This is a genomic window from Azospirillum sp. NS33 (genome assembly GCF_059703765.1).
This window is the reverse complement of sequence record NZ_BAAKJB010000019.1, coordinates 98,233-111,589: the sequence shown is the minus strand read 5'-3', so window position 1 is coordinate 111,589 and position 13,357 is coordinate 98,233. Positions and strand designations below refer to the sequence as shown.

At 67.7% G+C, this 13,357-nt stretch carries 15 protein-coding genes and 2 tRNA genes; 1 reads left to right on the top strand and 16 read right to left on the bottom strand.

Features of this window, described 5'->3' with window-relative positions; translation table 11 throughout:
- Nucleotides 1–2: 2 nt before the first annotated feature.
- From nuoL to AC6H2I_RS17670, 14 genes are all read right to left on the bottom strand, one after another.
- Nucleotides 3–2,009 (bottom strand): NADH-quinone oxidoreductase subunit L, encoded by a 2,007-nt coding sequence (nuoL, locus tag AC6H2I_RS17735; protein ID WP_497502007.1) that lies wholly within the window; start codon nucleotides 2,007–2,009, stop codon nucleotides 3–5.
- Nucleotides 2,010–2,017: 8 nt separating this feature from the next.
- Nucleotides 2,018–2,326, bottom strand: a complete 309-nt coding sequence (nuoK, locus tag AC6H2I_RS17730) for an NADH-quinone oxidoreductase subunit NuoK (RefSeq protein WP_497502006.1) — start codon at nucleotides 2,324–2,326, stop codon at nucleotides 2,018–2,020.
- A 2-nt stretch (nucleotides 2,327–2,328) separates the two neighbouring features.
- On the bottom strand, nucleotides 2,329–2,943 hold the full coding sequence (locus AC6H2I_RS17725; RefSeq protein WP_497502005.1) for an NADH-quinone oxidoreductase subunit J: 615 nt from the start codon (nucleotides 2,941–2,943) through the stop codon (nucleotides 2,329–2,331).
- Nucleotides 2,944–3,057: 114 nt separating this feature from the next.
- The gene (gene nuoI / locus AC6H2I_RS17720; protein WP_497502004.1) at nucleotides 3,058–3,546 is read right to left on the bottom strand and encodes an NADH-quinone oxidoreductase subunit NuoI; all 489 of its coding nucleotides are present in this window, start codon (nucleotides 3,544–3,546) and stop codon (nucleotides 3,058–3,060) included.
- Between the two features lie 82 nt (nucleotides 3,547–3,628).
- Nucleotides 3,629–4,639 (bottom strand): NADH-quinone oxidoreductase subunit NuoH, encoded by a 1,011-nt coding sequence (gene nuoH, locus AC6H2I_RS17715; RefSeq protein WP_497502003.1) that lies wholly within the window; start codon nucleotides 4,637–4,639, stop codon nucleotides 3,629–3,631.
- The gene (gene nuoG, locus AC6H2I_RS17710; RefSeq protein ID WP_497502002.1) at nucleotides 4,632–6,695 is read right to left on the bottom strand and encodes an NADH-quinone oxidoreductase subunit NuoG; all 2,064 of its coding nucleotides are present in this window, start codon (nucleotides 6,693–6,695) and stop codon (nucleotides 4,632–4,634) included. The genes nuoH and nuoG overlap by 8 nt, the downstream gene beginning before the upstream one ends.
- A gap of 16 nt (nucleotides 6,696–6,711) precedes the next feature.
- Complete coding sequence (gene nuoF / locus AC6H2I_RS17705) at nucleotides 6,712–8,004, bottom strand: NADH-quinone oxidoreductase subunit NuoF (protein WP_497502001.1); 1,293 nt, start codon at nucleotides 8,002–8,004, stop codon at nucleotides 6,712–6,714.
- Nucleotides 8,005–8,016: 12 nt separating this feature from the next.
- Nucleotides 8,017–8,652: an NADH-quinone oxidoreductase subunit NuoE gene (nuoE, locus tag AC6H2I_RS17700; RefSeq protein ID WP_497502000.1), complete on the bottom strand. Its 636-nt coding sequence runs from the start codon at nucleotides 8,650–8,652 to the stop codon at nucleotides 8,017–8,019.
- Nucleotides 8,649–9,839 carry an NADH-quinone oxidoreductase subunit D gene (locus AC6H2I_RS17695; protein WP_497502040.1) on the bottom strand — a complete coding sequence of 397 codons (1,191 nt, stop codon included), beginning with the start codon at nucleotides 9,837–9,839 and terminating at the stop codon, nucleotides 8,649–8,651. Before AC6H2I_RS17695 ends, nuoE begins: the two co-directional genes overlap by 4 nt.
- A 23-nt stretch (nucleotides 9,840–9,862) precedes the next feature.
- Nucleotides 9,863–10,492 (bottom strand): NADH-quinone oxidoreductase subunit C, encoded by a 630-nt coding sequence (locus tag AC6H2I_RS17690; RefSeq protein WP_497501999.1) that lies wholly within the window; start codon nucleotides 10,490–10,492, stop codon nucleotides 9,863–9,865.
- A gap of 44 nt (nucleotides 10,493–10,536) precedes the next feature.
- Nucleotides 10,537–11,082, bottom strand: a complete 546-nt coding sequence (locus AC6H2I_RS17685) for a NuoB/complex I 20 kDa subunit family protein (RefSeq protein ID WP_497501998.1) — start codon at nucleotides 11,080–11,082, stop codon at nucleotides 10,537–10,539.
- Nucleotides 11,073–11,441 carry an NADH-quinone oxidoreductase subunit A gene (locus tag AC6H2I_RS17680; RefSeq protein ID WP_497501997.1) on the bottom strand — a complete coding sequence of 123 codons (369 nt, stop codon included), beginning with the start codon at nucleotides 11,439–11,441 and terminating at the stop codon, nucleotides 11,073–11,075. The genes AC6H2I_RS17685 and AC6H2I_RS17680 overlap by 10 nt, the downstream gene beginning before the upstream one ends.
- Before the next feature lie 234 nt (nucleotides 11,442–11,675).
- Nucleotides 11,676–11,752, bottom strand: a tRNA-Asp gene (locus tag AC6H2I_RS17675).
- Between the two features lie 180 nt (nucleotides 11,753–11,932).
- Nucleotides 11,933–12,214 carry a hypothetical protein gene (locus tag AC6H2I_RS17670; RefSeq protein ID WP_497501996.1) on the bottom strand — a complete coding sequence of 94 codons (282 nt, stop codon included), beginning with the start codon at nucleotides 12,212–12,214 and terminating at the stop codon, nucleotides 11,933–11,935.
- A 253-nt stretch (nucleotides 12,215–12,467) separates the two neighbouring features.
- Here AC6H2I_RS17670 and AC6H2I_RS17665 point away from each other — a divergent pair, with 253 nt between their 5' ends.
- A complete protein-coding gene (locus tag AC6H2I_RS17665) occupies nucleotides 12,468–12,743 on the top strand; it encodes a hypothetical protein (protein ID WP_497501995.1) in 276 nt (91 codons plus the stop codon).
- A gap of 143 nt (nucleotides 12,744–12,886) precedes the next feature.
- On the opposite strand, the gene AC6H2I_RS17660 is transcribed toward AC6H2I_RS17665, so the two are convergent.
- Nucleotides 12,887–12,961 (bottom strand) — tRNA-Val (locus tag AC6H2I_RS17660).
- Nucleotides 12,962–13,050: 89 nt separating this feature from the next.
- Complete coding sequence (locus tag AC6H2I_RS17655; RefSeq protein ID WP_497501994.1) at nucleotides 13,051–13,323, bottom strand: HU family DNA-binding protein; 273 nt, start codon at nucleotides 13,321–13,323, stop codon at nucleotides 13,051–13,053.
- Nucleotides 13,324–13,357 lie beyond the last annotated feature (34 nt).

The window sequence follows — 13,357 nt, the reverse complement described above, 5'->3', positions numbered from 1 at the left end:
GGTCAGCCGAACATCGACAGCCAGATGACCAGCAGCACGACGCCGATCACCATCGCGAACGCATAGTGGTAGACGTAGCCGGACTGCAGGCGCGCGGTCCGCGCGGCGACGTCGCGGGTGGCCGCGGCGATGCCGTCGGGGCCGACGCCGTCGATCAGCGCCCCGTCGCCCGACTTCCACAGCCCGTAGCCGAGCGCCCGGGCGGGTCGGACGAAGGCCCAGTCGTAGAGCTCGTCGAAGTACCATTTGTTGTAGAGGAACTGGTGGACCCCCGACAGCGTGCCGGCGATGCGGCCCGGCACGCCCGGCCAGAACATGTACAGGAGGTAGGCCAGGCCGATGCCGATCAGGCCGCAGAAGATCGGCAGCACCGGCACCCAGCCGGGAAGATGATGGTGGGCCGCCTCGATGCTGTCCTGGACGTGCAGGACGAAGATCGACTCGCCCCAGAACGCCTCGCGGCCGTCGCCGATGAACCCGTCGTGGAACAGGGCGCCGGCGAACAGCGCGCCGGCCGCCAGCACGCCCAGCGGCACCAGCATGACCAGCGGCGATTCATGGACATGGGCCATGACGCGCTCGTTGGCCCGCGGCTTGCCGTGGAAGGTCATGATCAGCAGGCGCCAGGAGTAGAAGGCGGTCATGATCGCCGCGGCGATGCCGAGCCAGAAGGCGAACAGGCCGACCGGGCTGTGGGCGGCGTAGGCCGCCTCCAGGATCATGTCCTTGGAGTAGTAGCCGGCGAAGAACGGCAGGCCGGCCAGCGCCAGGTTGCCGATCCACATGAAGGCGTAGGTGACCTTGATGTGCTTCCAGATGCCGCCCATGTGCCGCATGTCCTGCTCGTCCGACATGGCGTGGATCACCGAGCCGGCGCCCAGGAACAGCAGCGCCTTGAAGAAGGCGTGGGTGAACAGGTGGAACATGGCGGCGCTGTAGGCCGACACGCCGATGGCGAAGAACATGTAGCCGAGCTGCGACATCGTCGAATAGGCGATGACCCGCTTGATGTCGAACTGGGTGAAGCCGATGGTCGCGGCGACGAAGGCGGTCAGGGCGCCGACCACCGCCACCACCTCCAGCGCGGCCGGGGCGTACTCGAAGACCGGCGACAGCCGGCACAGCATGAACACGCCGGCGGTCACCATGGTGGCGGCGTGGATCAGGGCCGACACCGGGGTCGGGCCCTCCATGGCGTCCGGCAGCCAGGTGTGCAGGCCGAGCTGCGCCGACTTGCCCATGGCGCCCATGAACAGCAGAAGGCACGCCACGGTCAGCGCCGGCACCTCCCACGACAGGAACGGCATGGTGGCGCCGGCCAGGTCGGGGGCGCGCTCAAAGATGGTGCTGAACTGGACCGACCCGGTCAGCACGAAGATGGCGAAGATGCCCAGCGCGAAGCCGAAGTCGCCAACCCGGTTGACCAGGAAGGCCTTGATCGACGCGTTGTTGGCCGAGGGCTTGTCGTACCAGAAATTGATCAGGAGGTACGAGGCGACGCCAACGCCCTCCCAGCCGAAGAACATCTGCACGAGATTGTCGGAGGTCACCAGCATCAGCATGAAGAAGGTGAACAGCGACAGGTAGCCCATGAACCGCGGCTTGTTGGGGTCGTGGCTCATGTAGCCGATGGAGTAGACGTGGACCATCGCCGACACCGTGTTCACGACCACCAGCATGACGGCGGTGAGCTGGTCGATGCGCAGGGCCCAGGACAGCTCGAAGGTGCCGACGTCGATCCAGGTGAACAGCTCGGTGGTGCGGGGCTCGCCGCCGCCGGTGATCTGGAAGAAGATCACCCAGGACAGCACGAAGCAGACCAGCAGCGACCCGGTGGTGACGGCTTGCGCGGCGGTGTCGCGCCAGTCGGCCTTGTGGGGGCCGCCATGGCCGTGGTCGCCGTGACCATGGCCGTGGTCGTGATCGTCATGGGGCGCGCCGGCGAACAGCGCGATCGCTCCGGCGACGAGGAACGCCAGCAGCGGAAGGAAGACGACGAGAACGTCCATGGCGCGGCTCAGCCCTTCATCAGATTGATGTCTTCGACTCGGATGGAGCCGCGGTTGCGGAAATACACCACCAGGATCGCCAGGCCGATCGACGCCTCGGCGGCCGCCACGGTCAGGATGATCAGCGAGAAGACCTGGCCCACCAGGTCGTTCAGGAACACCGAGAAGGCGATGAGGTTGAGGTTGACCGCCAGCAGCATCATCTCGACCGACATCAGGATGACGATGACGTTCTTGCGGTTCAGGAAGATGCCGAAGACCCCGAGGGTGAACAGGATCGCGGCGACCGTCAGGTAATGACCGAGCCCGATGTCCATTTTTAGATTCCTCCTCCGGTCGGCACTTTCCGGATTGCCACGGCCTCGTCACGGCGACGCGCGAGCTGGCGTCCGACGTTCTGTTTGCGCACGCCCTCGCGCTGGCGCAGGGTCAGCACGATGGCGCCGATCATGGCGATCAGCAGGATCAGGCCGGCGGCCTGGAACAGGTAGACGTAGTGGGTGTAGACGAGCATGCCGAGCGCGTGCGTGTTCGTCACCTGGTCGGCCGCCGGGGCGGGTGCCGCGGCCAGCCCGGCGGCCTCGGGTGCGACCACCCAGGCGCCCAGGACCACCGCCAGCTCGGCCAGCAGGATCAGCCCGACCAGCCCGCCGATCGGCAGGTAGGCCAGCGCCCCGCTGCGCAGCTCCCGGAAGTTGATGTCGAGCATCATCACGACGAACAGGAACAGCACCGCCACGGCGCCGACGTAGACGATGACCAGGATCATCGCCAGGAACTCGGCCCCCATCAGCACGCACAGGCCTGCGGCCTGGAAGAACGCCAGGATGAGGTACAGGACCGAGTGGACCGGGTTCCGCGCGGAGATGACCATCACACCGGAGGCCACCAGGATGGCGGAGAACACGTAAAATGCCAGGCTTTGCACAATCATCTTAAGTCCCCGCCTCCGCGGTCGAGGGTGTATCCGTCCCGTCCGGGCGCTGGACCGGGGGCCGGCCGCGTCCCTTGCGGGCGCCCGGCCAAAGCCCCCTCGCCCGGGGGGTTCTTAGCGGTACGGCGCTTCGGCCGCAAGGTTGGCGGCGATCTCCGCCTCCCAGCGGTCGCCGTTCGCCAGCAGCTTCTGCTTGTTGTAGAAGAGCTCCTCACGGGTTTCCGTGGAGAACTCGAAGTTCGGACCTTCGACGATCGCGTCCACCGGGCAGGCTTCCTGGCAGAAGCCGCAGTAGATGCACTTCGTCATGTCGATGTCGTACCGCGTCGTGCGGCGGCTGCCGTCGTCGCGCGGCTCGGCCTCGATGGTGATGGCCAGCGCCGGGCACACCGCCTCGCAGAGCTTGCAGGCGATGCAGCGCTCCTCGCCGTTGGGATAGCGGCGCAGCGCGTGCTCGCCGCGGAAGCGCGGGCTGATCGGCCCCTTCTCGTGGGGGTAGTTCAGCGTCGCCTTCGGCTTGAACATGTAGCGGAAGGTGAGGCCGAGGCCGGTCACCAGCTCGCTCAGGAACAGGCTGCGCGCCGTGCGATCCAGGAATGCCATGGCCGCTTCGTCTCCTTGTTGCCGCGGGCGCCAGGGCGGCGCGCCCGCGGTTTTCATCCGTGTTGCCTGTGTCCGACGTCGCTCAGTTGGGCAGCCATCCGAAGGTCACCAGCACCCCCGCCGTCAGCACCACCCAGAACAGGGAGAAGGGCAGGAAGACCTTCCAGCCCAGCCGCATCAGCTGGTCGTAGCGGTAGCGCGGCATGGTGGCGCGCACCCAGATGAAGACGAACAGGCACAGCGCGATCTTCAGCGCGAACCAGACGATCCCCGGGATCCAGTTCAGCGGCGCGATGTCCAGCGGCGGCAGCCAGCCGCCGAGGAACAGGATGGTGGTCATCGCGCTCATCAGGATCATGTTGGCGTATTCGCCGAGGAAGAAGAGGGCGAAGGGCATGGCGCTGTACTCGACCATGAAGCCGGCGACCAGCTCGGACTCGCCTTCGGGAAGGTCGAAGGGCGAGCGGTTGGTCTCGGCCAGGATCGAGATGAAGAAGACGATGAACATCGGGAACAGGGGAATGGCGAACCACACCGTCTCCTGCGCCCGCACGATGTCGGTCAGGTTGAGCGAGCCGACGCACAGCAGAACGGAGATGATGACGAAGCCCATGGAGACCTCGTAGGACACCATCTGCGCCGCCGAGCGCAGCGCGCCGAGGAAGGCGTAGCGCGAGTTCGAGCCCCAGCCCGCCATGACGATGCCGTAGACGCCCAGCGAGGAGATGGCGAACAGGTAGAGGATGCCGACGTTGATGTCGGCCAGCACCAGGCCGTAGTCGAAGGGGATCACCGCCCAGGCGACGAGGCTGAGGAAGAACGTCAGCATCGGCGCCATGTAGAAGACGATGCGGTTGGCGCCGGCCGGGAGGATCTGCTCCTTGGCGAACAGCTTGAGGCCGTCGGCGAAGGGCTGCAGCAGGCCGAACGGCCCGACCATGTTGGGGCCCTGGCGGAGCTGCATCGCGCTCATGATCTTGCGTTCGGCGTAGGTCAGGTACGCCACCGCGACCAGGAGCGGAACGACGATCGCCAGGATCTGGAGGACGATGATGATCAGCGGCAGCAGGAAGCCGCTCCAGAACTCAGCCATGGGTACCGGTCCTCTCCTGGGCGGAGCCGTCGAACGTCTCGGTGCAGCGGGCCATCGTCACCGAGGCCCGGCTGATCGGGTCCGTCATGTAGAAGTTGGCGATCGGCGACACGAAGGGCGCGGCGTCCAGCGCCCCGGCCGCGCCGAACGGCAGCCAGGTCGCCGGGGTCACGGCCCCCACCGCGGCGAAGATCGGGTTGACCGCCGCCATGCGCGCCCGGACCTGGCCCAGCGTGTCGTAGGGCAGCGTGCGGCCGAGCCGCTCCGACAGGGCGCGCAGGATCTTCCAGTCCTCGCGCGCCTCGCCCAGCGGGAAGGCCGCGAGGCGGGCCTGCTGCGGCCGCCCCTCGGTGTTGACGTAGGTCGCGTTCTTCTCGGTGTAGGCGGCGCCCGGCAGGACCACGTCGGCGCGCGCCGCACCGGCGTCGCCGTGGTGGCCCTGGTAGATCACGAAGGCCTGGCCGAGCCGGGCGGTGTCGATCTCGTCGGCCCCCAGCAGGTAGACCACCTCGATGTCCCCCGACGCCGCGCCGTCGAGGATGCCGGCCAGGTCGCGGCCGCCCTCGCCCGGCAGGAAGCCGATGTCGAGGCCGCCGACCCGGGCCGCCGCGGTGTGCAGCACGTTGTAGCCGTTCCAGCCCTCGCGGATCATGCCGGTCGCCTCGGCCAGCGCCCGCGCCGCGGCCTGGACCGCCGGGCCGTCGGCCCGCCGGAAGGCGCCCATGCCGACGATCAGCATCGGGTTCTTCGCACCCTTCAGGGTGTCCGCGAAATCGCCCGTGCCGTCCACCAGGTCTTGCAGCGCCTGCGGCCCGGTGCCGAGATGGGCGTAGGGATAGGTGAGGTCGCGCTGCTCGCCGATCAGGGCCACCTTGAGGCCCCCCATCAGGTAGCGCTTGCGGATGCGGGCGTTGACCAGCGAGCCTTCCCAGCGCGGGTTGGTGCCGATCAGCAGGATGGCGTCGGCCTGCTCGATCCCGGCGATGCCGGTGTTGAAGAGGTAGCCGCTGCGCGCCGAGGCGTCGAACCGCGCCCCGTCCTGGCGGCAGTCGAGGTTGCCCGAGCCGAGCGCGGTCATGGTGTCCTTGAGCGCCAGCATGGCCTCGACGTCCACCGTGTCGCCGGCGATCGCCGCGATCCGGTCGCCGGACAGCCCATCCAGGCGGGTGGCGATGGCCGCGAAGGCCTCGGCCCAGCTCGCCGGGTGGAGGCGGCCGCCCTTGCGCACGTAGGGCCGGTCCAGACGCTGGCGCTTCAGCCCGTCGCAGTGGTAGCGGCTCTTGTCCGACAGCCACTCCTCGTTGATGTCCTCGTTGAGGCGGGGCAGCACCCGCATCACCTCGGGCCCGCGGGTGTCGACCCGGATGTTGGAGCCGACCGCGTCCATCACGTCGATGGTCTCGGTCTTGCGCAGCTCCCAGGGCCGCGAGGTGTAGGCGTAGGGCTTGGAGGTCAGGGCGCCCACCGGGCAGACGTCGACCAGGTTGCCCGACAGCTCCGACGACACCGCCTTCTCCACGAAGGTGGTGATCTCCATGTGCTCGCCCCGGTTCACCGCGCCGATGTCGGGCACCCCCGCCACCTCGTTGATGAAGCGGATGCAGCGGGTGCAGTGGATGCACCGGGTCATGATCGTCTTGATCAGCGGGCCCATGTACTTGTCGGGCACCGCCCGCTTGTTCTCGGCGAACCGGCCGTGGTCCATGCCGTAGGCCATGGCCTGGTCCTGGAGGTCGCACTCGCCGCCCTGGTCGCAGATCGGGCAGTCCAGCGGGTGGTTGACCAGCAGGAACTCCATGACGCCCTTGCGGGCCTTGTGCACCAGCTCGGTGTTGGTCCGGATGACCATGCCGTCGCCGCAGGGCATGGCGCAGGACGCGACCGGCTTGGGCGCGCGCTCCATCTCCACCAGGCACATGCGGCAGTTGGCCGGCACCGAGAGGCGCTCGTGATAGCAGAAGCGCGGGATTTCGATGCCGAGCTGCTCGCAGGCCTGCAGCACCGAGGTGCCCGGCTCGACTTCGATCTCGATCCCGTCGATGGTGAGTTTCGGCATGGGACCTTCGGGCTCCTTACTCGGCGGCCACGCGCTGGGCGGCGTTGCGGTACTCGAGGATGCGGCGCTCCATCTCCGGCCGGAAATGGCGGATCAGGCCCTGCACCGGCCACGCCGCGGCGTCGCCCAGGGCGCAGATGGTGTGCCCCTCGATCTGCTTGGTGACGTCGTGGAGCATGTCGATCTCCGCGACGCTGGCGTTGCCCTTGACCATGCGCTGCATGACCCGGCTCAGCCAGCCGGTGCCCTCGCGGCACGGCGTGCACTGGCCGCAGCTCTCATGGGCGTAGAACTGCGACAGGCGGGCGATCGCCTTGACGATGTCGGTGGACTTGTCCATCACGATCACCGCCGCGGTGCCGAGGCCCGAGCGCACCTCGCGCAGGCTGTCGAAGTCCATCAGCACCGTGTCGCAGATCGACTTGGGCAGCACCGGCACCGACGAGCCGCCGGGAATGATGGCCAGCAGGTTGTCCCAGCCGCCGCGCACGCCGCCGGCGTGGCGTTCGATGAGCTCCTTCAGCGGGATGCCCATCTCCTCCTCGACGTTGCACGGGGTGTTCACGTGCCCGGAGATGCAGAACAGCTTGGTGCCGGAGTTCTTCGGCCGGCCCAGCCCGCCGAACCAGCCCGCGCCGCGGCGCAGGATGGTGGGAACGACGGCGATCGTCTCGACGTTGTTCACCGTGGTCGGGCAGGAGTAGAGGCCGGCCTGGGCGGGGAACGGCGGCTTGTTGCGCGGCTGGCCCTTCTTGCCCTCGATGGACTCGATGAGCGCCGTCTCCTCGCCGCAGATGTACGCGCCAGCGCCACGGTGGATGTAGATGTCGTAGTCGTAGCCGGTGCCGCAGGCGTTCTTGCCGAGCAGCCCCGCCGCGTACGCCTCGTCGATGGCGCGCTGGACGTTGGAGCCCTCGTTGTAGAACTCGCCGCGGATGTAGATGTAGCAGGCGCTGGCGCCGATGGCGTAGCCGGCCAGCAGGCAGCCCTCGATCAGCTTGTGCGGATCGTGGCGCAGGATGTCGCGGTCCTTGCAGGTCCCGGGCTCGCCCTCGTCGGCGTTCACCACCAGGTAGACCGGCTTGTCCGCGACGTTCTTGGGCATGAAGGACCATTTCATGCCGGTCGAGAACCCCGCGCCGCCGCGTCCGCGCAGCCCGGATTCCTTGACCTGCTCGATGATCCACTCCTTGCCCTTGGCGATCAGGCCGGCGGTGCCGTCCCAGTCGCCGCGCTTCTGGGCGGCCTCCAGACCGAAATCCTGGAAGCCATAGAGATTGGTGAAGATGCGGTCTTCGTCGCGCAGCATCGTCCGGGCTCCTCAGTCGTCGCCCTGGGCGACCGGGCGGTCGCCGCAGAAGGCCTTGAGCGTCGTCGGCCCGCCCATCGGCTCCGACGAGCGGCGGCCGATCTGCGAACCGGCCTCGGGGGTCTCGCCGCGCTTCAGCGCGTCGATCAGCGTCGCCATGGCCTCGGCCGAGACGTCCTCGAAATAGTCGTCGCCGATCTGCACCACCGGCGCGTTGACGCACGCCCCCGAGCACTCGACCTCGCCCAGGGTGAACTGACCGTCGTCGGTGGTCTCGCCAACGTGGATGCCGAGCTTGGACTCGCACGCCTTGACGACGTCGTCGGAGCCGCGCAGCCAGCACGGCGTGGTGGTGCAGACCTGGATGAAGTGCCGGCCGACCGGCGCCTTGTTGTACATCGTGTAGAAGGTGGCCACCTCGTACACGCGGATGCGCGGCATCTCCAGCAGGTCGGCGACGTAGTCCATGGCGACCCGCGGCAGCCAGTTCGCGTTCTGGCGCTGCGCCAGGTCGAGCAGCGGCATGCAGGCGCTGGCCTTGCGGTCCGCCGGGTACTTGGCGATGATGCGCTTCGCCAGGTCCAGGTTGTCCTGGGTGAAGGCGAAGGTGGCCGGCTCCCCGGCCGGAACCGCTGGGGTGGCGCTCATCGGTCGATCTCTCCGAAGACGATGTCCATCGAGGCGATGTTGGCGACGGCGTCGGCCAGCATGTGCCCCTTCGACATGAAATCCAGGCCCTGCAGGTGGGCGAACCCGGGCGCCTTGATGTGGCAGCGGTACGGCTTGTTGGTGCCGTCGGACACGAGGAAGACGCCGAACTCGCCCTTGGGCGCCTCGATCACCGTGTAGGTCTCGCCCGCCGGGACGTGGAACCCCTCGGTGTAGAGCTTGAAATGGTGGATGAGCGCCTCCATCGAGCGCTTCATCTCGCCGCGCGGCGGCGGCGCCACCTTGCGGTCCTGCAGGCGCACCGGCCCCTCGGGCATCTCCCGCAGGCACTGGCGGATGATGGTGTTGGACTGGCGCATCTCCTCCATGCGGCAGAGGTAGCGCGACCAGCAGTCGCCGCTGAGCCCCACCGGCACGTCGAATTCCATGCGGTCGTAGACCTCGTAGGGCTGGCTCTTGCGCAGGTCCCAGGCGACGCCCGAGCCGCGCAGCATGGGGCCGGTGAAGCCCCAGTCCAGCGCCTGCTCCTTGGTCACCACACCGATGTCGACCGTGCGCTGCTTGAAGATCCGGTTCTCCGTCAGCAGGTTGTCGATGTCGTCGCAGAACTTCGGGAAGCGCTCGGTGAAGGCCCAGATGTCGTCGACCAGGCCAGCCGGCATGTCCCAGGCGACGCCGCCGGGCCGGAAGTAGTTGGCGTGGAGGCGGGCGCCGCAGACCCGCTCGTAGAACTCCATGAGGACCTCGCGCTCCTCGAAGCCCCACAGCGACGGCGTGATCGCGCCGACGTCGAGCGCACCGGTGGTGATCGACAGGATGTGGTTGAGGATGCGGGTGATCTCGGAGAACAGCACGCGGATGTACTGGGCGCGCTCGGGCGGCTTGATCTGCAGGAGCTTCTCGATGCCGAGCACGAAGGCGTGCTCCATGCACATCGGCGACACGTAGTCGAGGCGGTCGAAATAGGGGATCGCCTGGATGTAGGTCTTGTACTCGATCAGCTTCTCGGTGCCGCGGTGGAGCAGGCCGATGTGGGGATCGCAGCGCTCGACCACCTCGCCGTTCAGCTCCATCACCAGGCGCAGCACGCCGTGGGCCGCAGGGTGCTGCGGCCCGAAGTTCATGGTGTAGGGCTTGATCTGGGTCTTGGCCGTCTGGGCGGCCATGGCGCTGGCGGACGTGGCGATGCTCACGGCTTGCTCCCCGTGTCAGGTGCCTGGACCTTCTCGTCGCCGGGCAGCATGACGTTGGTCATGCCTTCCCACGGGCTCAGGAAGTCGTAGGTGCGGAAGTCCTGGGTGAGGCGCACCGGCTCGTAGACGCAGCGCTTCTCGTCCTCGTCGTAGCGCATCTCGACGTAGCCGGTCAGGGGGAAGTCCTTGCGGAACGGGTGCCCCTCGAAGCCATAGTCGGTGAGGATGCGGCGCAGGTCGGGATGGTCGGCGAAGAACACCCCCAGCATGTCCCAGGTCTCACGCTCGAACCAGTTGGCGGCGCTGAAGACCGCCACGGCCGACGGGACCGGCGTGTCCTCGTCGGTGGCCAGCTTCACGCGGATGCGCTGGTTGTGCTTGAGGCTGAGGAGGTTGTAGACGACCTCGAAGCGCTCCTCGCGCTCGGGATAGTCGACCGCGGTGATGTCCATCAGCTGCTCGAAGCTGCAGCTGGAGTCGTCCCGCAGGAAGGTCAGCACCTTGACGACGGCCGGGCGGCGCACCGTCACCATCAGCTCGCCGAGCCGGACCTCCGTCTTGAGGACGTCCTCGCCCAGCTTGACGGCGATGTGGCCCCCGAGTTCCTTGAGCGCTTGTTCGGACATGGGTTTCAGCCTGCGTCCTTATGATTCGGTGAAGCCGGCGCGGATCACCGCGCGATGCGGTTGCCGCGGCGGATCTTCTTCTGGAGCTGCAGGATGCCGTACACGAGGGCCTCGGCCGTCGGCGGGCAACCGGGAACGTAGATGTCGACGGGCACGATGCGGTCACACCCGCGCACCACCGAGTAGGAGTAGTGGTAGTAGCCGCCGCCGTTGGCGCACGATCCCATGGAGATCACCCAGCGCGGCTCCGGCATCTGGTCGTAGACCTTGCGCAGGGCCGGGGCCATCTTGTTGGTCAGCGTGCCGGCGACGATCATGCAGTCGGACTGGCGCGGGCTGGGACGCGGGATCACGCCGAAGCGGTCGAGGTCGTAGCGCGGCATGTAGGCGTGGATCATCTCCACCGCGCAGCACGCCAGGCCAAAGGTCATCGGCCACAGCGAGCCGGTCCGGGCCCAGGCGAGCACGTCCTCGTACTTGGCGAGAATAAAGCCCTTTTCCTGGACCTCCTCGGTCACGGCGCGCAGATAGGCGTCCTGTTCCGGTCCGGGCGGAATCGGCGCCATGCGGTTGGCAGCCTCTACTCCCATTCCAGGGCTCCTTTCTTCCACTCGTAAACGAAACCGACGGTCAGGACACCGAGGAACACGATCATCGACCAGAAGCCGAACAGGCCGATGTCGCCCAGGGCGATCGCCCACGGGAACAGGAAGGCGACCTCGAGGTCGAAGATGATGAACAGGATCGAGACCAGGTAGAACCGCACGTCGAACTTGGCGCGCGTGTCCTCGAACGGCTCGAAGCCGCATTCGTAGGTGGACACCTTCTCGGCATCCGGGGCGCTGGGGCCGACGATGTACGACCCGGCGACCATCACCACCGAGATCGCGATGGCGATGAGCAGAAACACCAGGATCGGAAGGTATTCCATGATCAGCGGGTTGGACACCGCATTCCTCCCATGGGCCTCAAACGCGAGCGACGCTGCGGCCCGGGAAGGCCGTGGCGCCACACGCGGTGGGTGAAGACTGGATTAGCCCGTCAGACGCAGCGCAATATATGCCGCTTGACGGACCAAGGAAAGCGCTTTGATCGGCCCGCCAGGGCGGAATCTCATAGGAATCCCACGCTCTAGCGCTTTGAAAAGGTTCAAATTTTGTATGATGGAAAACAAGGAGGAAGATGGCGCGAGTGACGGGACTTGAACCCGCGGCCTCCGGCGTGACAGGCCGGCGCTCTAACCAACTGAGCTACACCCGCGCAATTGCCGTGTACGGCAAATCCACATTTTAAAACCCGCCACGGAGCGATCGATTGCTTTGAGGACCGCGCCCGGCGGAGGCTGTGGTGGGGCGGTTTCTAGCCCCGCCACGGCCCCCTGTCAATCAGGAAAACGCACGGCTTCCGGCCCTCCGGGGCGGCTCCGACGGCGCTGCGCGGCTAGGCCGCATCGCCGGCTGCGGCCCGGTCCCGGCGGCGCAGCCGGTCGAGGCGGTCGAAGGCGTCGAGCATGCCCGGCGGCAGGTCGCGGCGCTCGTGGCGGCCCGGACCGCCGAAGCGGGTCAGGGTCTCCTCCAGGGCGCGCGCCAGATGCTCGCTGACCTCCAGGTCCTCCTCGTCGATGGCCAGTTCGAGCGCATGGAGGATGCGGTCCCCCAGGCGGCGTTCGTCCGTCACCGTGTCCTTGCCCCCGGTGTCCTTGCCCCCGGCGTGTGCGCTCATGGCCTGCTCCTCCCACCGTCGTGCGGTCCGGGATGCACTCTACCACACTCCGGCGCGCCGCGCGCGCCGTGCTGGGGCCTCGGCGGGCGCCGCGCCGGGCCCTCGAATGCCTCCCGCGACAACCGAGTCGCCGCCGCCCCGGCGGCCGGGGCACCCCGTCGCGGCCGCCGTCATAACCGGGATACCCCCATTGATCCGGCCCGGCGGGCCACCACCTTTAACGATTGTTAACCAGACCGGAGCCATCCTTCGGGTGTTCCGTGACCCCCGGCAGGTGACCATGCTCCAGACGACGATCGATGCCCCCGCCCAGACCGACGCCGCGGCCACCCCCGCGCCGTCCCTCTCCCCGTCGGCCAGCAGCGGGTCGGCCAGCGCCGCAACGTCCGGCTCCCTGGCCGGCCTCGCCTGGCCGGCCGACGAACCGGCGGTGACCAAGCTGCGCGGCGTGCCGCTGATCGCCACCTGGGTCGTGCTGGCCGGCGCCCCCTGGGTCGTGGTGTGGCAGGTGTTGGAGCATGCCCTCTGACAAGGCCCGGCGGGGGCTCTCCCGCCGCGGCGCCGGGCCGATCGGACGCCCCAGCGCCGCAGGCGGATGAACGGGGGCGTGTGCCGGGATCATCGGGGCGCCAGTGCGCCGGGGTCATTGATGCGGCGATCCGCCGCTGGGCATGGTGGGCGATGACGGGATCGAACCGCCGACCCTCTCGGTGTAAACGAGACGCTCTACCGCTGAGCTAATCGCCCGAAATCCGTGTCGTCCGGGGCCGGCCCGGACACGGCGAACCGGCCGGTCAGGAACCGGCCGGCGCACGCGTATGCCCCGACCGGGCGTGTCAGTTCAAGGCGTCCTTGAGATTCTTGCCGGGCTTGAACTTCGGCTGCTTGGACGCCGGGATGGCGATCTTCTCGCCGGTCCGCGGGTTGCGCCCTTCGGACGCCGCACGCTCCGCCACCGCGAAGGTGCCAAACCCCACCAAACGCACCTCGTCTCCCTTTTTCATCGCGTCGGCGATGGTGTCGAACACCGCGTCGATCGCTTTGCCCGCGTCTGTTTTAGACAAACCCGCGACATCGGCCACATGTGCCACGAGATCATTCTTGTTCACTTATTCCCCCTTCCCGTTCAACGAATATAGGACA

What these genes read in the sequence shown, in the direction of transcription:
- nuoE (WP_497502000.1), bottom strand. Translation starts at nt 8,652, where the DNA reads ATGAGCGCCACCCCAGCGGTTCCGGCCGGGGAGCCGGCCACCTTCGCC.
- nuoH (WP_497502003.1), bottom strand. Translation starts at nt 4,639, where the DNA reads ATGGCTGAGTTCTGGAGCGGCTTCCTGCTGCCGCTGATCATCATCGTC.
- AC6H2I_RS17695 (WP_497502040.1), bottom strand. Translation starts at nt 9,839, where the DNA reads ATGGCCGCCCAGACGGCCAAGACCCAGATCAAGCCCTACACCATGAAC.
- nuoL (WP_497502007.1), bottom strand. Translation starts at nt 2,009, where the DNA reads ATGGACGTTCTCGTCGTCTTCCTTCCGCTGCTGGCGTTCCTCGTCGCC.
- nuoI (WP_497502004.1), bottom strand. Translation starts at nt 3,546, where the DNA reads ATGGCATTCCTGGATCGCACGGCGCGCAGCCTGTTCCTGAGCGAGCTG.
- nuoG (WP_497502002.1), bottom strand. Translation starts at nt 6,695, where the DNA reads ATGCCGAAACTCACCATCGACGGGATCGAGATCGAAGTCGAGCCGGGC.
- nuoF (WP_497502001.1), bottom strand. Translation starts at nt 8,004, where the DNA reads ATGCTGCGCGACGAAGACCGCATCTTCACCAATCTCTATGGCTTCCAG.
- AC6H2I_RS17690 (WP_497501999.1), bottom strand. Translation starts at nt 10,492, where the DNA reads ATGTCCGAACAAGCGCTCAAGGAACTCGGGGGCCACATCGCCGTCAAG.
- nuoK (WP_497502006.1), bottom strand. Translation starts at nt 2,326, where the DNA reads ATGGACATCGGGCTCGGTCATTACCTGACGGTCGCCGCGATCCTGTTC.
- AC6H2I_RS17685 (WP_497501998.1), bottom strand. Translation starts at nt 11,082, where the DNA reads ATGGGAGTAGAGGCTGCCAACCGCATGGCGCCGATTCCGCCCGGACCG.
- AC6H2I_RS17725 (WP_497502005.1), bottom strand. Translation starts at nt 2,943, where the DNA reads ATGATTGTGCAAAGCCTGGCATTTTACGTGTTCTCCGCCATCCTGGTG.
- AC6H2I_RS17670 (WP_497501996.1), bottom strand. Translation starts at nt 12,214, where the DNA reads ATGAGCGCACACGCCGGGGGCAAGGACACCGGGGGCAAGGACACGGTG.